Annotated in this window: 15 protein-coding genes; 9 read left to right on the top strand and 6 right to left on the bottom strand. The window is 67.7% G+C overall.

The window, feature by feature from the left end:
- Positions 1-12: 12 nt before the first annotated feature.
- The 8 genes from MXC99_RS09730 (at position 13) to MXC99_RS09695 (ending at position 10389) form a co-directional block, all read left to right on the top strand.
- Positions 13-831 (top strand): enoyl-CoA hydratase family protein, encoded by an 819-nt coding sequence (locus MXC99_RS09730; RefSeq protein WP_247725263.1) that lies wholly within the window; start codon positions 13-15, stop codon positions 829-831.
- A gap of 72 nt (positions 832-903) precedes the next feature.
- Complete coding sequence (locus MXC99_RS09725; RefSeq protein WP_247725262.1) at positions 904-1686, top strand: SDR family NAD(P)-dependent oxidoreductase; 783 nt, start codon at positions 904-906, stop codon at positions 1684-1686.
- Positions 1687-1750: 64 nt separating this feature from the next.
- Positions 1751-2938, top strand: coding sequence for an acyl-CoA dehydrogenase family protein (locus MXC99_RS09720; protein WP_247725261.1), 1188 nt, complete (start codon positions 1751-1753; stop codon positions 2936-2938).
- Positions 2939-3222: 284 nt separating this feature from the next.
- Positions 3223-4791, top strand: coding sequence for a benzoate-CoA ligase family protein (locus MXC99_RS09715; protein WP_247725260.1), 1569 nt, complete (start codon positions 3223-3225; stop codon positions 4789-4791).
- Between the two features lie 82 nt (positions 4792-4873).
- On the top strand, positions 4874-5644 hold the full coding sequence (locus MXC99_RS09710) for an enoyl-CoA hydratase (RefSeq protein WP_247725259.1): 771 nt from the start codon (positions 4874-4876) through the stop codon (positions 5642-5644).
- A gap of 108 nt (positions 5645-5752) precedes the next feature.
- Positions 5753-6898 (top strand): TRAP transporter substrate-binding protein, encoded by a 1146-nt coding sequence (locus MXC99_RS09705; RefSeq protein WP_247725258.1) that lies wholly within the window; start codon positions 5753-5755, stop codon positions 6896-6898.
- Positions 6899-7051: 153 nt separating this feature from the next.
- Positions 7052-7507, top strand: a complete 456-nt coding sequence (locus MXC99_RS09700) for an acyl-CoA thioesterase (RefSeq protein WP_247725257.1) — start codon at positions 7052-7054, stop codon at positions 7505-7507.
- 149 nt (positions 7508-7656) lie between these two features.
- Entirely contained in the window at positions 7657-10389 is a 2733-nt protein-coding gene (locus MXC99_RS09695; RefSeq protein ID WP_247725256.1) for a bifunctional acetate--CoA ligase family protein/GNAT family N-acetyltransferase, read from the top strand.
- Between the two features lie 92 nt (positions 10390-10481).
- Here the strand turns inward: MXC99_RS09695 and MXC99_RS09690 are convergent, their stop codons facing one another.
- Genes MXC99_RS09690 through MXC99_RS09680 form a run of 3 tightly spaced genes read right to left on the bottom strand, consistent with a single transcriptional unit; the run spans position 10482 to position 13430 of the window.
- Complete coding sequence (locus MXC99_RS09690; RefSeq protein WP_247725255.1) at positions 10482-11153, bottom strand: LutC/YkgG family protein; 672 nt, start codon at positions 11151-11153, stop codon at positions 10482-10484.
- Positions 11154-11160: 7 nt separating this feature from the next.
- On the bottom strand, positions 11161-12597 hold the full coding sequence (locus MXC99_RS09685; RefSeq protein WP_247725254.1) for a LutB/LldF family L-lactate oxidation iron-sulfur protein: 1437 nt from the start codon (positions 12595-12597) through the stop codon (positions 11161-11163).
- Positions 12594-13430, bottom strand: coding sequence for a (Fe-S)-binding protein (locus MXC99_RS09680; protein ID WP_247725253.1), 837 nt, complete (start codon positions 13428-13430; stop codon positions 12594-12596). Before MXC99_RS09680 ends, MXC99_RS09685 begins: the two co-directional genes overlap by 4 nt.
- 435 nt (positions 13431-13865) lie before the next feature.
- Between MXC99_RS09680 and MXC99_RS09675 the strand changes: the two genes are divergently transcribed.
- Positions 13866-14639, top strand: coding sequence for a GntR family transcriptional regulator (locus MXC99_RS09675; RefSeq protein ID WP_247725252.1), 774 nt, complete (start codon positions 13866-13868; stop codon positions 14637-14639).
- A 97-nt stretch (positions 14640-14736) separates the two neighbouring features.
- Here MXC99_RS09675 and MXC99_RS09670 read toward each other — a convergent pair whose 3' ends face one another.
- The 3 genes from MXC99_RS09670 to MXC99_RS09660 form a co-directional block, all read right to left on the bottom strand.
- Entirely contained in the window at positions 14737-15963 is a 1227-nt protein-coding gene (locus MXC99_RS09670) for a lytic murein transglycosylase (protein ID WP_432654242.1), read from the bottom strand.
- 150 nt (positions 15964-16113) lie between these two features.
- Complete coding sequence (gene ugpQ, locus MXC99_RS09665) at positions 16114-16914, bottom strand: glycerophosphodiester phosphodiesterase (protein ID WP_247725250.1); 801 nt, start codon at positions 16912-16914, stop codon at positions 16114-16116.
- On the bottom strand, positions 16911-18392 hold the full coding sequence (locus tag MXC99_RS09660) for an NYN domain-containing protein (RefSeq protein ID WP_247725249.1): 1482 nt from the start codon (positions 18390-18392) through the stop codon (positions 16911-16913). The genes ugpQ and MXC99_RS09660 overlap by 4 nt, the downstream gene beginning before the upstream one ends.
- Positions 18393-18469: the final 77 nt, after the last annotated feature.

The following is an 18469-nucleotide window of genomic DNA, read 5'->3' as shown; positions in this document are numbered from 1 at the left end:
CCGGAGACTGCAATGTACAAGCTGAAAGCCGCCGACTGGCATCCCGAACACTTCAAGCTCGAAGTCGTCGACCGCGTCGCCACCATCACCCTGAACCGCCCCGACCGCAAGAATCCGCTCACGTTCGAAAGCTATGCCGAACTGCGCGACACCTTCCACAAGTTCCAGTATGTCGATGACGTGCGCTCGATCGTCATCACCGGCGCCGGCGGCAACTTCTGCTCCGGCGGCGATGTGCACGACATCATCGGCCCGCTCACCAAGATGGACATGAACGGGCTGCTCACCTTCACCCGCATGACCGGCAACCTGGTGAAGGAAATGCGCACCTGCCCGCAGCCGATCATCTCCGCCATCGACGGCATCTGCGCCGGCGCCGGCGCGATCGTGTCGATGGCCTCCGACATGCGCTACGCTACGCCCGACGCCAAGACCGCGTTCCTGTTCGTGCGCGTCGGCCTCGCCGGCTGCGACATGGGTGCGTGCGCGATCCTGCCGCGCATCATCGGTCATGGCCGCGCCTCCGAGCTGCTCTACACCGGCCGCGTCATGAGCGCCCAGGAAGGCCAGGCCTGGGGCTATTTCAACGACCTCGTCGCACCCGAGCAGGTCCTCGCCAAGGCCCAGGAAATGGCCCTGTCGCTGGCCAACGGTCCGGCCTTCGCCCACGCCATGACCAAGAAGTGCCTGCACCAGGAATGGGACATGAGCATCGAGCAGGCGCTGGAAACGGAAGCCGAAGCCCAGGCCATCTGCATGCAGACACAGGACTTCACCCGCGCCTACAACGCCTTCGTGGCCAAGCAGAAGCCGGTTTTCGAAGGCGACTGAAGCCAGGCACGGCGGGCGCCTCCTGCACTGCGCCCGCCTGCCGCCCTCCAACCCTGCCAAGGACTCCTGCCGATGACGCATAGTCGCGCACTTTCCGGAAAACACGCGGTGATCACCGGTGGCGGCCGCGGTATCGGTGCGGCCATCGCCCACAGCCTGGCGGAACAGGGCGCCGCCGTCACCCTGATGGGGCGAACCCTGCCCCGGCTGGAACAGCAGGCAGAGGCGCTGCGAGCATTCAGCCAGGTGCACTGCGAAGCCGTCGACGTCGCCCAGGCCGATTCGGTCGCAGCCGCCTTTGCCGCCGCGCAGGCACGCCTCGGCCCGGTCGACATCCTGGTCAACAACGCCGGCCAGGCGCTCAGTGCGCCGTTCGTCAAGACCGACCCCGCACTCTGGCAGCAGATGCTCGACGTCAACCTCACCGGCGTCTTTCTCGGCACCCGCGCGGTCCTGCCCGGCATGCTCGCCGCCGGCTGGGGGCGGGTGATCAACATCACCAGCACCGCGGGACAGAAAGGCTACCCTTACGTCAGCGCCTACTGCGCCGCCAAGCACGGCGTGATCGGCCTGACCCGGGCCCTGGCCCTGGAGACGGCGAGGAAGAACGTTACCGTCAATGCCGTCTGCCCCGGCTACACCGACACCGACATCGTCCGCGACTCGGTCTCGAACATTCAGGCCAAGACCGGGCGCAGCGAGGCCGAAGCGCTGGCCGAACTGACCCGCTTCAACCCCCAGGGCCGCCTGGTCCAGCCCCAGGAGGTCGCCAACGCAGTCCTCTGGCTGTGCCTGCCGGGCTCGGAGGCGATCACCGGCCAGTCGATCTCGGTCGCCGGCGGCGAAGTGATGTGACCTGACCGGATATACCGGCCGCATTGAGTGCGGCCGATGACTCAACAAGCAAGTGGAGCGTGCAGTGAGCGAAAAATCCTATCTCGAGTGGCCTTTCTTCGAAGATCGCCACCGCAAGCTGGAAGCCGAGCTCGACAGCTGGGCCACGAACAACATCAGCGAGCACCACGGTGAGCTCGACTCCGCCTGCCGCGAGCTGGTCGCCAAGCTCGGCGCCGCCGGCTGGCTGCGCTACTGCGTCGGCGGCACCGCCTACGGCGGAGAGCACGAAACCATCGATACGCGCTCGATCTGCCTGCTGCGCGAAACCCTGGCACGACACTCGGGTCTGGCCGACTTCGCCTTCGGCATGCAGGGCCTGGGCTCGGGAGCGATCACCTTGCACGGCAGCGACGCCCAGAAGCGCGAATATCTGCCCCGTGTCGCCAGCGGCCAGGCCCTTGCCGCTTTCGCCCTGTCCGAGCCGGGCTCCGGCTCCGATGTCGCGGCGATGGCTTGCAGCGCGCGTCTGGACGGCGAGTATTACGTCCTCGACGGCGAGAAGAGCTGGATCTCCAACGGCGGCATCGCCGACTTCTATGTCGTGTTCGCCCGCACCGGCGAAGCGCCCGGCGCCCGCGGCCTGTCCGCATTCATCGTCGATGCCGACACCCCGGGGCTGGAAATCGCCGAGCGCATCGAAGTGATCGCCCCCCACCCCCTCGCCCGCCTGCGCTTCACCGATTGCCGGGTGCACAAGTCGGCCATGCTCGGCACTCCCGGCCTCGGCTTCAAGGTGGCGATGCAGACGCTCGACATCTTCCGCACCTCGGTCGCCGCGGCCGCGCTCGGCTTTTCGCGCCGTGCCCTCGACGAGGCGCTACGCCGCGCCACCACCCGCGAGATGTTCCAGCAAAAACTCGCCGACTTCCAGATCACCCAGGTCAAGCTCGCCCAGATGGCGACCAGCGTGGATATTTCCGCCCTGCTCACCTACCGCGCCGCCTGGCGCCGCGACCAGGGCCACAAGGTGACCCGCGAGGCGGCGATGGCGAAGATGACGGCGACCGAAAGCGCCCAGCAGGTGATCGATTCCGCAGTCCAGATCTGGGGCGGTTGCGGGGTGGTCAGCAACCACCCGGTCGAACTCCTGTACCGCGAGATCCGCGCCCTGCGCATCTACGAAGGGGCGACCGAGGTGCAGCAGCTGATCATTGCCCGCCAGACCCTCACCGCCTACGAGGACAGCGGAGAGCCTGTGAAAAAATCGTAGCGAACAGGGCCGAGTGCAAGGCGCGAGTGAGCGAACGACGAGACATATCAACTGGATAGGCGAGGAGTGAGCGAGTGAGCAACGCAGCAATCGGCCCGCGCAGTAGATTGATTCACAGGCTCTGAACAGACCTGCCGGGCCGCCCGCCTAAGCGAGCGCCCCGGTCGGATCATCGGTGCCGGCCAGCGGACCCGATCGCGCCCTCCCGTCAACTGCACGCCCGGTTCCCCATGCCGCCCCATCCGCCCCAGCGGGGCGATTTACCGCGATTCGGAGCAAGCACGATGTCTGAACAACTGCAGCCGCAACAAAGCATGAACGCCGCCGACGAGATCATCGGCCGTCCCCTGGCGCAGGGCCTCGGCGAACAAACCGCGATGCTGTGCGCAGAGCGCTCGATCAGCTACCGCGAGCTCGACGCCGCAACCAACCGCCACGGCAACGCCCTCCGCGCCCATGGCGTCGGCAAGGGCGATCGCGTCCTCTTCCTGATGGACGACTCCCCCGAACTGGTCGCGGCCTACCTGGGCACGCTGCGCATCGGCGCGGTCGCGGTCGCGCTCAACGTGCGCCTCGCCCCGCGCGACGTCCTCTACGTGATCCAGGACAGCGCCTGCCGCCTGCTCTATGTCGACGCCGAGTTCCTCCACCTCTACCAGCAGATCGCCGACGAACTCGAGGCCCCGCCGCAGGTCGTGGTCCGCGGCGACGAAGCCCCCGCGCCGGCGATCGCCTTCGAGCGCTTCCTCGACGGCCAGGCCGCCACCCTGGAGTCCGTCCAGGTCGCGCCGGACGACGTCGCCTACTGGCTGTATTCGTCCGGCACCACCGGACGCCCGAAAGCGGTCATGCACGCCCATCGCTCGGTGCTGATCGCCGACCGCCTGGAACGCGAGTATTTCGGCATCCAGCCTGGCGACCGGGTATTCACCACCTCGAAGATGTTCTTCGGCTGGTCGCTCGGCCATTCCCTGATGGGCGGCCTGCAGTGCGGCGCCACCGTCATCGTCGCCCCCGGATGGCCCGACGCCGAGCGCGTCATGGCCACGGCCGCGCGCCACCAGCCGACGATCCTGTTCAGCACCCCGGTGATGTACCGCAACCTGCTGCGCGAGGGGGCGGGCGAATCGGCAGCCATGCGCAACATCCGCCACTTCGTCTCGGCCGGTGAAAAGCTGCCGGAAAACATCGGCCAGCAATGGCTCGACACCTTCGGCATCCCCATCACCGAAGGCATCGGCGCCTCGGAAACCGTGTTCCTGTTCCTGTGCGCCCGCCCCGATGCGCACCGGATCGGCTCCTGCGGCAAGCGCGTCCCCTGGGCGGAAGTCCGCCTGCTCGACGAGCTCGGCAACGAAATCACCACCCCCGACACACCGGGCCTGATCGCCATCCGCATGGCATCGCAGTTCGTGGGCTACTGGAAGCTGCCCGAGACCACCGACAAAGCCCTCCGCGACGGCTGGTACTACCCGGGCGACATGTTCAGCTTCGATGCCGACGGCTTCTGGTACCACAGCGGCCGTGCCGACGACATGCTCAAGATTTCCGGCCAATGGGTCAGCCCGGGGGAAATCGAAAGCTGCGCATCGGCCGTGCCGGGCATCGCCGAAGCGGTGGTGGTCGCCGTTCCCAACGACGACGGTCTGACCCGGCTGACCCTGTTTGTCGTGCCCGAGGATCCGTCGGCGAGCCAGCAGAAGCTGAGCGAAGCGGTGATGGCGACCCTGCGCGGCACGCTGTCGATCTACAAGTGTCCGCGCACGATCCAGTTCCTCGAAGAGCTGCCACGCACGGCCACCGGCAAGGTGCAGAAATATCGGCTGCGCGACATGCTGCAGGCGACCCTCTGAACAAGGGTGAAGCAATCCCCGTGCGCGGCAGATTGATTCACGTCTGCCGGTTTTTCGCCCTATCTTGCTTCAGGAGTCCTTTATGAGCGTAGTACTGGTCGAGCAGCCGACACCCGATGTCGCCGTCGTCCGCCTGAACCGCCCCGACGCCCGCAACGCCCTCAACCAGGAAGTCCGCAGCGCACTGGCCGAGCACTTCGACCGCCTCGGCCAGGCGGCCGAAGTGCGCTGCATCGTCCTCACCGGCGGCGAGCGCTGCTTCGCCGCCGGCGCCGACATCCGCGCGATGGCCGACGCCGGTGCGATCGAGATCATGCTGCGCCAGACCCAGCGCCTGTGGCAGGCCATCGCAGCCTGTCCGAAACCGGTCATCGCCGCGGTCAACGGCTATGCTTGGGGCGGCGGCTGCGAACTCGCGATGCACGCCGACATCATCATCGCCGGAGAAGGCGCGAGTTTCTGCCAGCCCGAAGTCAAGGTCGGCATCATGCCCGGCGCTGGCGGCACCCAGCGCCTGACCCGCGCCGTGGGCAAGTTCCAGGCGATGAAAATGGTTCTCACCGGCCTCCCGGTGAGCGCACGCGAAGCCCTGACGATGGGCCTGGCCAGCGAAGTGGTGGCCGATGACGCGGTCCAGGCGCGCGCCCTCGAACTAGCCCGCCACATCGCCACCCTGCCCCCGCTTGCCATCGCCCAGATCAAGGAGGTCCTCCTTGCCGGTCAGGACGCCTCGCTCGACACCGCCCTGATGCTCGAGCGCAAGGCTTTCCAGCTGCTGTTCGCAAGCGCGGACCAGAAAGAAGGCATGCGCGCCTTCCTGGAAAAACGTCCCCCTCTATTCCGCGGCGGCTGAGCCTCGTTTGCGCCGATCCTGACGCTGCATTGCTGTACCATCTCAAGAAAACATTTTGCAAGCTCCTGTTTTCTTTGCGAACGTCTTCCAGCGCTTACTGGAGATTGGATGCTCAGAAGGAAAATGCCGGTTATAAAACCGGCCATTTCAGGACGGGTCACAGCCACGGGAATCCGTCCTGCCATCACACCAAGTGGCGCATGTGAGGAGAAGCGAAGCATGAGAGGAAAGCACCTGAGCGCAGCGCTGGTTACGACAGCTGCAGCGCTATGCACGACGACGGCGACAGCCCAGGAAGTCATCCTGAAGGTGTCGCATATGTGGCCAACAACGGCGCTCGGACATCAGCAACTGGTGCCCTGGTGCGACAAGATCGCGGCCGAGTCGAACAACCGCATGAAGTGCCAGATCTACCCGTCGATGCAGATCGGCGGCACCCCGACCCAGGTGTTCCAGCAAGTCGTCGACGGCATTGCCGACATCGGCTGGACCCTGCCGGGCTACAACTCGGGCCGCTTCCCCTCGGTCGAAGTGTTCGAACTGCCCTTCATGTCCCACAAGGCGGAAACGACCAGCCGAGCGCTGTGGGAATATTATGAAAAATATGGGCAAAAGGATTTTGCCCAAGTCAAGCCGCTGGCCTTCCATGTCCATGACAACGGACAGGCCCACAACAGCAAGCGCCCGATCCGGACGATGGAGGATTTCAAAGGCCTGAAGATGCGCGCGCCGACCCGTCTGACCAACAAGATGCTGGCCGAGATGGGCGCCTCACCGGTCGGCATGCCGATGCCGGCGGTGGTGGAGGCGGTCTCCAAAGGCGTCATCGACGGCTACCTGCTGCCATGGGAAATCGTGCCATCGATGAAGCTGCACGAACTGACCCGCTATCATTCCGAGACGGCTGCGACCGAACCGGCACTGTACTCGGCAGTATTCGTGGTGGCGATGAACAAGGCCAAGTACGACAGCCTGCCGGCCGATCTGAAACAGGTCATCGACGCCAACTCGGGGATCGAGCTTTCCGCCCGCCTGGGCCGTGCATGGGACGATTCGGCCGCGCCCTCGCGCGAAGTGGCGATCAGGAACGGCAACCAGTTCAACACCATTCCCGCATCCGAAACCAGCAAGTGGCGCGGAATCGGCGATAAGATTGCGACCGAGTGGGTGGCAGAAGTAACGGCCAAGGGCTATCCAGGCCAGGCCATGCTGGACGAAGCGCGCAAACTGGTCGAAAAACACCGGGCACAATAAGCGCTGCGCACAGCGGCCCCGGCATTGCCGGCATGAGCCCGCTCGGCGATGCCGGCGGGGTGGCCCCGTACCCCGGGGCCGCCCCTTTTCTCCCTCTCATCCCGCACGGCCCCGCCGCGGCGGATTCTCTCCAACCACAACAAGACTCTTCCAATGCACCCCAACACCGCGTTCGAAAAAAATCACCTGATCCGCTTCCATCACTGCGACCCCGCCGGCATCGTCTTTTACCCCGAATACCTGGTCATCATCGACGAGCTGATCGAGGACTGGTTCATCGAAGGCATGGGCACGAGCTTTGCCGACCTTCACATGAACGAGCGCATCGGCGTCCCCGCCGCACGCATCGAGGTCGACTTCATCGCTCCGAGCAAGATCGGCGACATCCTGTGCCTGAGCCTGCTCGTCACCCGCCTCGGCAACAAGTCGTTCACGCTCATGGTCGAAGGCCGGGTCGGCGAACAGGTGCGCATGCGCGCCATCCTGGTGCGCGTGGTCGCCGGACTCGACGGCCTGCACGGCATCACCATCCCGCCGGCGCTGCGCGAACGGTTGCGCCGCTTCCTCGCCGCCGACGGCGTCGATCTGCTCGAAGCACAGCAGGCCTGAAACGGGGCGGGGCCGCCCGGCCCCACCCCGCCCCGAAAATCCGCGAACCGTTCACCAGGTGTGTCGCCGGGCAGCCCACCGGCAAACCGCTCACAGATGCCGCCGAGTGCATTACACTGGTATTTCATCTGAATCCTCGGTCGCGGGTCATGAGTTTCCGACACCTCCAAAGCCTGTTCAATCCGCGCTCCATCGCCGTGATCGGTGCCACCGTGCGCCACCGGCGCATGGGCAACGTGCTGATGCGCAACCTGCTGGCGGGCACCTTCGCCGGCCCGATCATGCCGGTCAATCCGAAGTACGAATCGGTAGCCGGCGTCCTCACCTACCCCAACGTCGCCGCCCTGCCGCAGACGCCCGACCTCGCGATCATCTGCACCCCGCCCAAGGTCATCCCGGAGCTGATCGAGCAGCTCGGCCGGCGCGGCACGCGCGCGGTCATCGTCATGGCCAACCAGCTGGCGACGACGATCGGCGCCGACGGCCGCCCGGTCTCGGCGGCGATCCTCGAAGCCACCCGGCGTCACGGCATCCGTCTGCTCGGCGGCAGCACGCTCGGCATCCTGGTGCCCGGGCTGGGGCTGAATGCGACCTTCTCCCAGATCCAGGTCCAGCCCGGCAAGCTCGCCTTCGTGTCGCAGCGCGACGCGGTCGGTACCATGGTGCTCGACTGGGCCTTGCGCAAGAAAGTCGGCCTGTCCTATTTCGTGTCGCTGGGCGACGGCCTCGACATCGGTTTCGGCGAAGTGCTCGATTTTCTCGGCAGCGACTCCGATACCCGCGCGATCCTGCTCTACATCGAATCGATCCACGAGCGCCGCAGCTTCATGGCCGCGGCCCGCGCCGCCGCGCGCAACAAGCCGGTGGTCGCGATCAAGGCCGGACGCTCGCCCAACAACCGCCTGCTCGGCGTCTCCGACCCCCTGTTCCTCGACGTCCCCAACCTCGTCAGCAGCGACGACGTCCATGACGCCGTGTTGCGACGGGCCGGCATCCTGCGCGTCGATCACCTCGACGAAATGTTCGGCGCGGTCGAGACCGTGCTCCGCTCCCGCCCCCTGCGCGGCAATCGCCTAGTGGCGGTGAGCAACGGCGGCGGCGCCGGGGTGATGGTCGAGGACAGCCTCTATCTGAGCGGCTACATGATGCCGCCCCTGAAGGAACAGACCGTGACCCGCCTGCGCCGGATCCTGTCGCCGGACTGGGACGGGCAGAATCCGATCGAGATCAAGGTCGACTCCGCACCCTCGCGCTACGAGGAAGTGCTCAAGGTGCTGCAGGAAGAGCAGGACGGCGACGCCGTGCTGCTGATGCACACGCCCAACGCGCTGAGCAAGAGCATGGACGTGGCGCACAGCGTGATCAAGACCGTGCGCGAGATCGGCGGCAACGTCATGACCTGCTGGGTCGGCGACGAAAGCGTCGCCGAGGAGCGCCGCTTGTTCGTCGATGCCGGGATCGCCACTTTCGACACGCCCGAACATGCGGCGAGCGCCTTTCTCCACATGTTCAACCACCGCATCGCCTCGGAAGTGCTGACCCAGGTACCGCCGTCCGAGCCGGTCGAGTTCAGGCCCGACGTCGCCCGCGCCCGCGGCGTGATCCGGGCCGCGCTCGATGCCGGCTGCACCAGCCTGAGCGAGGCCGACTCCAAGGCCATCCTCGAAGCCTACGGCATCCCGGTGGTGCAGACCCATCTCGCCGCGACTCCGGAAGAGGCCGGGCGGATTGCCGAGCGCATCGGCCTGCCGGTCGCGCTCACCGTGATGTCGCGCGACATCCGCCGCAAATGGGACGTCGGCGGCATCGCCCTGAACCTGGAAACCGCCGAGGCGGTCGAGGCCGCCGCCCACGGCATGCTCGCGCGCGTCGGCAGCACCCACCCCGACGCCACCATCGGCGGCTTCACCGTGCAGCGCATGGTGCTGCGCGGCCATGCCCGGCAGTTGCTGATCGGCGTCACCACCGACGCCTTGTTCGGTCCGCTGATCCTGTTCGGCGAAGGCGGCCGCGCCCTCGAGATCTACCGCGGCCTCGGCGTCGGCCTACCGCCGCTGAACCTGCCGCTCGCCCACGACCTCATCGACCGCACCAAGGCCGCCGCCCTGCTCGATGCGCGCCCGCACCTGCCGGCGGCCGACCGCGACGCGATCGCGCTGACTCTGACCAAGGTGTCGCAGATCGTCGTCGACCTGCCGGAAATCGCCGAACTGGACATCAACCCCTTGTTCGCCGATGAAAAAGGCGTGCAGGCGATCGACGCCCACATCCGCCTGTCGGCCGAGCCGCGCCAGGAATACCGCCTCGCCATCCAGCCCTATCCGAAGGCCCTGGAAGAAAAGGCGGTGCTGCGCGATGGACGCGAAATCCTGCTGCGCCCGATCCGCCCCGAGGATGAACCGACCCACTACGACTTCCTGTCACGGCTGACGCGGCAGGACTTCACCTACCGCTTCTTCCACTACATCCCGAAGTTCCCGCGCCGCGAAATGGCACGTCTCACCCAGATCGACTACGACCGCGAAATGGCCTTCATCGCCAGCGCGATCGATGCCGACGGCAAGCCGGAAACGCTCGGCGTGGCGCGCGCGGTCGCCGACCCGGACAACGACACCGCCGAGTTCGCCCTCGTCATCCGCTCCGACATCAAGCGCCAGCGCCTCGCCACACTGCTGATGAACAAGCTGATGAACTACGCCCGCCAGCGCGGCATCCGCCGCTTCGTCGGCGACGTGATGTCGGAAAACGAGCCGATGTTGAAGCTGCTGCAGTTCCTCGAATTCCGCTTCGTGCCCTCGGGCGAGTCCGGCATCGTGCGCGCCGAACTCGACCTGCAGCCGGCCGGGAGCGCATCACCCGTGCCTCCGGCCGGAGCCGAATGAGCGCGTCGCCGCCCCCGCATCGGGCACGACCACTGCGGTTGCGCCAGGCGCCGCGCCCCGCCGGCTGAACGGGCGCAAACGCCCTCTCCGCCTCAGGCGTCCTCGAGGATCAGCACGAGCAGCTCCTTCGGCCCGTGCGCGCCATAGGCCAGGGTCTGCTGGATGTCGGCCGTCTTCGACGGGCCCGAAACCAGCAGCGCATTGGTCGGCAGCCCCTCCGTCCAGCCCTGTGCACGCATCGCTTCGTACAGGTTGTCATGGACTTCGCTCGCCTTCAGCAGCGCGATATGCAAGGGCGGCACCAGACTCATCAGCCGGGGCTCCTGCGGCGTCGGCCACAGCACCAGGCTGCCGGTGGCGGCGATGGCCCCGAGGGTGCCGGTGAGGCTGGCCGGGGTGTGGAAGAACAGCGCGTCCTTCCAGGCCTCGACCGGACGGTCATAAGCCTTCAGGCGCAGCGCGCCGCCGGCCTCGGCGAGATGGGCGGCGAGCTGCCGCCCGTGCGCGCTTTCCGGCGCCACCAGCAGCTCTTCGATGGCGCGCGCGGCGAGCGCTTCGAGCACCCGCTCCGGCCACTGCGCGGCGGTGGTGAGCACGGTCTCGCCGTGCACGGCCTCGAGCATTTCGCGCAGGCGGGCGATCCGCCGTTCTGGCGCGTAGCGCCACGGCTCGGTCACCAGCGCTTCGTCATAGTCGTCGGCAAGCGCTGTCGTACCTTTCAGGCTGGTGCGCAGCCTGGCAAGAATCCTGTCCCTGGCGTTCATTCAGTCCTCATTCGTCACCGAGATGGTCGTGGGCGAGTTCGTGCAGCGTGCGCGGAGCGAGCCGGGGCGCGCTGCGGTGCTCGGTCCAGGGCCCGATCCTGGCCGGCATCAGGCCACGGAAACGGGTTCCGGCGTAGGTGAACGCCTTGTACAGCACGGGCGAAGTGTTCATCTTGCGCCAGGCTTTCCACACCATGGATTCCTTGGCCGAATACTTCGCCCCCTGACCGCGCATGAAGTGCGGCTCGGCCTGCGGCGGCCGTACTGCCTCCTCGCGCAGGCGGCGGAGCAAGGCGGGAATCGGGATCTTCACCGGACAGACTTCACCGCAGGCGCCGCACATCGACGAAGCCGTGGGCAGATCGCGGGTAACCTCCAGGCCGAGCATGTGGGGGGTGACGATCTTGCCGATCGGTCCCGGATACACCGTGCCGTAGGCGTGGCCGCCGATGCGGGTATAGACCGGGCAGTGGTTCATGCAGGCGCCGCAGCGGATGCAGTTCAGCGTCTGGCGCAGCTCGCTGTCGGCGAAGGCCTGGCTGCGGCCGTTGTCGAGCAGTACCAGGTGCACTTCGCGGGGGCCGTCGAGTTCCTCGGCCTTGCGCGGGCCGGAGATCACGTTCACATAGGTGGTGATCGCCTGGCCGGTCGCCGAGCGCGTCAGCAGCGACAGCAGCGGCACCACGTCGCGCAGGTTCTCGACCACTTTCTCGATCCCGGTCACCGCGATATGCACCGGCGGCACCGTCGTCGACATCCGGCCGTTGCCCTCGTTTTCCACCAGCAGCAGGGAGCCGGTTTCGGCGATGGCGAAGTTCACCCCGGAAACGCCGATGTCGGCCTCGAAGAACTTGCGCCGCAAGGTCTCGCGCCCGATCCGGATCAGGCGGTCGACATCTTCGGTGTACTCCACGTCGAGCTTGTCGTGGAACAGCTTGGCGACCTGCCCGGCATTGAGGTGGATCGCCGGCATGATGATGTGCGAGGGCTTCTCCTCGCGCAGTTGGACGATGAACTCGCCCATGTCCGACTCCAGGCAGTCGACACCGCGTGCGGCGAGAAAATGGTTCATCTCCATTTCCTCGCTGACCATCGACTTGCCCTTGATCACCTTCTTCGCCGCATGGGTCTCAGCGATGCGCTGGACGATGGCATTAGCCTCGTCGACCGTTTCCGCCCAGTGCACCTTGACCCCGTTGCGCGTCAGGTTGGCCTCGAGGCGTTCGAGCAGTTCGGGCAGCTTCGACAGCGCCCGCGCCCGCACCCGGTTGCCGAAGGCGCGCAGGCGTTCGAGCTCGTCGCCATCGGGAAACTGCACCAGGCGCTTGGCCATCAGCGAGTCCATCGCACCGCGGAAGTTGCGCCGCAGCTGGGCATCGCCCAGCGCTTCGCGGGCGTTACGCTTGAAGGCGATCGGGGCCCCCGGTTGTCCGGCGGCGCTCATTTCCCCGCCCCCTGCCCGGCCTTGCCCGCCGTGCGACGCAGCAGGAAGCTGGCCAGGTGTTCGCCGCGCAGGGCATCGCCCTGCTTCTCGAACGCGCCGTTGATGTTGAGCAGGCAGCCGCAATCGGCGCTCACCACTTCGGCAGCGCCCGAAGCGTTCAGCGCAGCGGTCTTGTCGCGCACCATCGCCCCGGAAATATCGGGCATGCGCACGCTGAACGCGCCGCCGAAGCCGCAGCATTCGCTCTCATGGTCGTGCTCGACCCGCTCCACCCCGGCCAACTGGGCGAGCAGTGCGCGGCCGTGCTCGTGAGTGTTCATCTCGCGCCGCGCCGAACAGGAGGTATGCAACGCCACCTTCACCGGCGCACCGCTGTCGCGCAACTGGACCCGGCACACGTGCAGCAGGAACTCGGCCAGCTCGTAGGTGCGCTCGGCCAGCGCGGCGACCTGCGGCAGAGTTTCCGGCTCCTCCTTGAACAACTCGAAGTAATGGTGGCGGAACATCCCGGCGCACGAGCCCGAAGGCACCACCACCGGCCAGTCGCCGCCGAACAGGGCGAGCTGCGCGCGCGCCACGGCACGCGCCTCCTCGGTGTAGCCCGAAGTGTAGGCGGGCTGGCCGCAGCAGCTCTGGGCCTGCGGAAAATGGACCTTGATGCCCTCGCGCTCGAGCAAGCGGATCGCGTCCATGCCCGCATCCGGAAAGAACAGGTCGAGCACGCAGGTGCCGAACAGGTACGCATCGGACGGTTTCGCCGGGTAGCTGCGCGGCGGCGCCGGCGGCGGCGCCACGCGGGTGGCGTTGGGTGCGGCGAAGGGGGAGTGGCTCATGCGCATCTTCTCCGAAGGTTTTGTTCATTCTGCAGCAGCCGTAGCCCGGCCGCGACTGCTGATAACACTGATATCGAACACGCCATCCACCGACCGCCGGCGCATGGATTGCGACCGGCACCGCGCTCCCGGCCATCGGCATCCGGGCGCCAGCCATGCCGACCGAGCGGACCGGAAAACGGAACCGGCGAATCGAACCGCCCTTGCCGGGTCATCTCGCCAGAACCGCCAACATTGGTATTACCACTTAACCAAAACTCGAGTTAGACTAATAAGGGTTTGGCGGTGTGTCAATCGGGGGGTCAATCCGCGTCCCAATCGGCGTCTCCTTCGAAACGCCCGGGACTTCCACGGAAGGAGCACGCCGTCGCCCCATCCCGCCGCCCCATCCCGCCGCCCACGAAGAGCGGTTTTCCCGAACCGGAATCCGTCATCATGATGAAGCCCCCTCCCCTGCAGCAACGCCGCCTGTCCGACGACATCGTCGCGCGCATCGAGACCCTGATCGTCGAAGGCAGCCTGCAGCCGGGCGAACGCCTGCCGGCCGAACGCACCCTCGCCGAGGAGTTCGGCGTTTCCCGGCCGTCGCTGCGCGAGGCCATCCAGAAACTGGCCGCGCGCGGCTTGCTGGTCAGCCGCCACGGCGGCGGCACTTTCGTCAGCGACCAGCTCGGGGCCTCGTTCCGCGACCCGATGGTGGAACTGCTCGAACGGACCCCCGAGGCCCAGCGCGACCTGATCGAATTCCGCCATACTCTCGAAGGCGCCTGCGCCTACTATGCGGCGCTGCGCGCCACCGCACCGGACCGGGAGCGGCTCACCGCCGCCTTCGAGCGCGTGCAGGCGTGCTACCAGCGCAAGGGCCGGATCAGCCGCGCGGAAGAAGGCCGCATCGACGCCCATTTCCACCTCGCGATCGCCGAAGCCAGCCACAACGCCGTTCTGCTGCACACCATCCGCAGCCTGTTCGAGCTGCTCGAGCGCAACGTCGTGACCAACATCGGCGGCATGTGCGCAATCGGCAGCGAGGTCCGCGACACCTTGCTCGCCCAGCACCAGGCGCTGTACACCGCGATCATGGAAGGACGGGCGGAAGACGCCCGCCGCCTCGCCAGCGAGCACCTGGACTACGTCCAGCAGGTGCTCGCCGAGGCCCAGGACGAAGCCCGGCGGATCGAGCGCGCGCAGCGCCGGCGCGCGCCGCCCTGAACCCGCGCCGCGGCGGGCGCCGCGCCCGCCGATGAGCCGGCCGGCGGCGTGAAGGCGCCTGACGGCGCGCGATCGGGTTCGGTGCCCGTCCCGGGCGTCAGCGTGCGGGCGCTGCGCGCAGCGCGTTCAGCACGCGCTGGCCGGCGCGGCCATCGACAGGCAGACCGAGCTCGGCCTGGACGCGCCGGAGCGCTTCGCGCGTGCGCGCACCGATCATGCCGTCGGCCGCACCGATATCGTGGCCGCGGGCGATCAGCAGCAGTTGCAGCTCACGACGCTCGGCGCGCGACAAGCCGGGGTCGTCGGTCGGCCACGGCGCGGCGAAAGCCGCGCCACCGCGCAGCCGGTCGGACAGGTGGGCGATCGCCAGGGCATAGCTTTCCGCGGCATTGTAGGAGTACAGCGCGTCGAAGTTGCGCGTCACCAGGAAGGCCGGCCCTTCCCGCCCGGCCGGCAGCAGCAGCCCGGCAGCGAGATCGCTGGCGGGCAGCGCCGAGCCGTCGCTCCGGGTCAGGCCGCGCGCACGCCACTCCGCCATCGGCCGCTTGTTGCGCCGCCCGCTGCCGGCGGTGTCCAGCCCTGGCGGCAGGCGGACCTCGAACCCCCAGGGCTGGCCGCTGCGCCAGCCGGCACGGGCGAGGAAATGGGCGGTGGAGGCGAGCGCGTCGGGCACGCTGTCGATCAGGTCGCGGCGGCCGTCACCGTCGAAATCGACCGCCAGGCGCAGGAAGGTCGACGGCATGAACTGGGTGTGGCCGAAGGCGCCCGCCCACGACCCGGCCAGGCGCTCGGGCGCGACATGCCCCTCCTCCAGGATCTTCAGCGCGTTGAAGAACTCGCCGCGGAAAAAATCCTGGCGGCGGCCGAAGCAGGACAGGGTGGACAGCGAGCCCAGCAACGGCCGCTCGCCGAAGTTGCGCCCGTAATTGCTTTCCACCCCCCAGACCGCGACCACGGTGGCCGCATCGACCGCGTATTCGGCCTCGACCCGGGCCAGCACCGGCGCCCACTGCGACAGCAGGGCACGGCCGTCGGCGATGCGTTCCGCGTCCACCAGCCCGGCCATGTAGTCCCAGATCGGGGTGACGAACTCGGGCTGGGCATCGAGAAAGCCGACCACTTCCATATCGGGGACGAGGCCGGCCGTATGCGCATCGAAGGTCGCCGCGCCGACCCCCTTGTCCACAGCGCTTGCGCGCAACTCGGCAAGGCAGGCGGAAAAAACCGCATCGGACGCCAGTGCCGCAGCGGGCGCCTGCAGGAAGGCGCACGAAACGAGCACGGAAAGTGCTGCGCGACGGATCGGAAACCCGGAAAACGACATCGGCTTCAGCCCCGGTGATGGTGAAGTGACAGCTCGCGACAAAAGCCGCAGTGCGGCTTGTCCGGACCCTGGCCGCGCAGTCTATCGCGGCCGTCGCCGCACCGACAATCCCGCTTTCTGCCCGGCTCCCACCCGTAGGAAACGCTTCCGTCAGGCCCCCACGGAAGCGGGAAAATGGTCGATCCGGTCGGTGATCAAGCCATCGACCCCCAGGGCCAGCAGCCGAGCCGCCTCTCCATCCTCATCGACCGTGTAGGCAAGAAGCCTGAATCCGGCGGCGCGGGCCTGGCGGACGGTAGAGACGTCCCAGGCACGCTGCTCGCAAATCAGCGCGACACAGCCGAGACGGCGCGCGGCACCGAGCCCTTCGTCCGAAAGAGCTTCGAGCAGCAAGCAGCGGGGAAGCTGCGGTGCGACGCCGGCCGCAGCCGCGAGCGCGGCCACGCTGAAGGAGCTGAGCAGCGGCGGCAGAGCCAGGGTCCATGACCGGGCCAGGCGGGTGGCGACCTCCCGCCCGGTGCGCGCTTCGTCGCCGGGAGCCGGCTTCAACTCCACATTCAGCGCGCAGTCGTGCTGGCGGCAGAACTCGACCACGTCGGCCAGCGACGGCAGCCGCTCCCCGGCATGGCGCGGCGAATGCCAGCTTCCGGCATCGAGCCCGGCCAGCTCCGCCCAGCGCCACTCGACGGCCTCGCCCTGTCCGTCGGTGGTGCGCTCGAGGCGGTCGTCATGGAGCAGGAAAGGCTGTCCGTCCGCGCTCAGGCGCACATCGCATTCGAACATCCGGTAGCCGTGCGCATGGCCGAGCGCAAACGCAGCCAGGGTGTTCTCGGGCGCCAGCGTACCGGCGCCGCGGTGCGCGATCCAGTGCGGATAGGGCCAGTCCCCTGGCGCAGCAGGCCAGGCCGCCGGCTGGACGGGCTCCGGATGGCTGGCACTGGCGGAGTTCATCCGGCGCTTTCTTCCTTCGACTTGCGCGGGCGGCGGGCGCGGGACGGCACCTTGGCCGGCGCCGACGGTTCGGCTGCCGGTGCCGGCGGTGCGGAGTCGCGCGGTGCGCCTTCCGCGGCGGGGCGGTCGCGGTCCGTACCGGCGCGCTCCGCTGCGCCCGCACCCGGAGCGGATTCGGCGCGTGCGCGGGCCGCTTTCGGTGCGGCGGCGGCCTTCGTCGTCTTCCCCTTGGCACTGCCGCGCCGCGAATCCGTTTGCTGGCCTTCCTCGAGCGGCGGCGGAGTCGGCTCGGGCCGCGCCCGGGCACGCTTCGGCTTGCCCTTGTCGGCACGGGGTCGGTCCTGGTCCGGCGCCGCGCCCTCGCCCCCCGCTTCCGCCTCGGGGGCCGCTGCCAGCGCGGCCGCTTCGGCGGTTTCCCGCCGTTCTTCCCCGCCATGAACCGGCGGCACCGGTGCGGCCTCGGTCTCGGCGGTACGTTCGCTTTCCCCCGCCGCCTTGCCGCCGCCACGCCGCCGCGAAGAACGGCCCTGCGTCTTCGCCGCGCGCGCCGCGGGTTCGGCTGCAGCCGCGGGCTCGGCGGCCCCCGCCGCCTGGCCGGCGAGCACCGGCTCGAGCGCGGCGAACGCAAGCGCATGCTCGCTCGCGGCGCTCCCACCATGGCTCGGCCGGGCAACATAGGTGCCGGATTTCTCGTCGCGCCCGAGTTCGAGCAGGCCGCGCGTCTGCGCTTCCTCGAGCAGGTTGCCGAAGGCACGGAAGCCGAAATAGCTCTCGTTGAAATCCGGTTTGCGGCGCTTGATCGCTTCCTTCAGCATCGAGGCCCAGATCTTGCCGCTTTCGCCACGCTCGGCGAGCAGGGCTTCGAAGGTTTCCACCGCGATGTCGATGGCCTGGCGGCGGCGCCCTTCCAGTTCTTCCTTGCGCCGCGCCTCCTCTTCCGGCGAGCGCCGGGCCGCCGGAACGTTGTCGCGCGCCTCGCGCTTGGCCGCGGCGCGCTGGCTGTCGCGCACCAGATCGTCGTAAAAGATGAATTCGTCGCAGTTGGCGATCAGCAGGTCGGAGGTCGATTGCTTGACCCCGACACCGATCACCTGCTTGGCGTTCTCGCGCAGCTTGGACACCAGCGGCGAAAAATCGGAGTCACCGCTGATGATGACGAAAGTATCGACGTGGGACTTGGTGTAGCACAGGTCGAGCGCATCGACGACGAGGCGAATGTCGGCGGAATTCTTGCCCGACTGGCGCACGTGCGGGATCTCGATCAGCTCGAAGTTGGCCTCGTGCATCGCGGCCTTGAAGCTCTTGTAGCGCTCCCAGTCGCAATAGGCCTTCTTGACCACGATGCTGCCCTTCAGCAGCAGGCGCTCGAGCACGCGCTTGATGTCGAACTTCTCGTAGTTGGCGTCGCGCACGCCGAGGGCGACGTTTTCGAAGTCGCAGAACAGCGCCATGCTGATGCTGTCGGGGGATGAGGCCATGAAATTCTCCGCGTCTGGTCAGGCGCCGATGTTAAGGCCTGCGTGGCGCCGGCACCAGCGCGCGGGTACGGCCCGGG

Source organism: Thauera aromatica, assembly GCF_023093595.1.
GTDB lineage: Bacteria > Pseudomonadota > Gammaproteobacteria > Burkholderiales > Rhodocyclaceae > Thauera > Thauera aromatica_A.
This window is presented reverse-complemented; position numbering and strand designations above follow the sequence as displayed.

What these genes read in the sequence shown, in the direction of transcription:
- MXC99_RS09690 (WP_247725255.1), bottom strand. Translation starts at nt 11,153, where the DNA reads ATGAACGCCAGGGACAGGATTCTTGCCAGGCTGCGCACCAGCCTGAAA.
- MXC99_RS09715 (WP_247725260.1), top strand. Translation starts at nt 3,223, where the DNA reads ATGTCTGAACAACTGCAGCCGCAACAAAGCATGAACGCCGCCGACGAG.
- MXC99_RS09705 (WP_247725258.1), top strand. Translation starts at nt 5,753, where the DNA reads ATGCTCAGAAGGAAAATGCCGGTTATAAAACCGGCCATTTCAGGACGG.
- MXC99_RS09685 (WP_247725254.1), bottom strand. Translation starts at nt 12,597, where the DNA reads ATGAGCGCCGCCGGACAACCGGGGGCCCCGATCGCCTTCAAGCGTAAC.
- MXC99_RS09660 (WP_247725249.1), bottom strand. Translation starts at nt 18,392, where the DNA reads ATGGCCTCATCCCCCGACAGCATCAGCATGGCGCTGTTCTGCGACTTC.
- ugpQ (WP_247725250.1), bottom strand. Translation starts at nt 16,914, where the DNA reads ATGAACTCCGCCAGTGCCAGCCATCCGGAGCCCGTCCAGCCGGCGGCC.
- MXC99_RS09725 (WP_247725262.1), top strand. Translation starts at nt 904, where the DNA reads ATGACGCATAGTCGCGCACTTTCCGGAAAACACGCGGTGATCACCGGT.
- MXC99_RS09680 (WP_247725253.1), bottom strand. Translation starts at nt 13,430, where the DNA reads ATGAGCCACTCCCCCTTCGCCGCACCCAACGCCACCCGCGTGGCGCCG.
- MXC99_RS09710 (WP_247725259.1), top strand. Translation starts at nt 4,874, where the DNA reads ATGAGCGTAGTACTGGTCGAGCAGCCGACACCCGATGTCGCCGTCGTC.
- MXC99_RS09675 (WP_247725252.1), top strand. Translation starts at nt 13,866, where the DNA reads ATGATGAAGCCCCCTCCCCTGCAGCAACGCCGCCTGTCCGACGACATC.
- MXC99_RS09730 (WP_247725263.1), top strand. Translation starts at nt 13, where the DNA reads ATGTACAAGCTGAAAGCCGCCGACTGGCATCCCGAACACTTCAAGCTC.
- MXC99_RS09695 (WP_247725256.1), top strand. Translation starts at nt 7,657, where the DNA reads ATGAGTTTCCGACACCTCCAAAGCCTGTTCAATCCGCGCTCCATCGCC.
- MXC99_RS09700 (WP_247725257.1), top strand. Translation starts at nt 7,052, where the DNA reads ATGCACCCCAACACCGCGTTCGAAAAAAATCACCTGATCCGCTTCCAT.
- MXC99_RS09670 (WP_432654242.1), bottom strand. Translation starts at nt 15,963, where the DNA reads ATGTCGTTTTCCGGGTTTCCGATCCGTCGCGCAGCACTTTCCGTGCTC.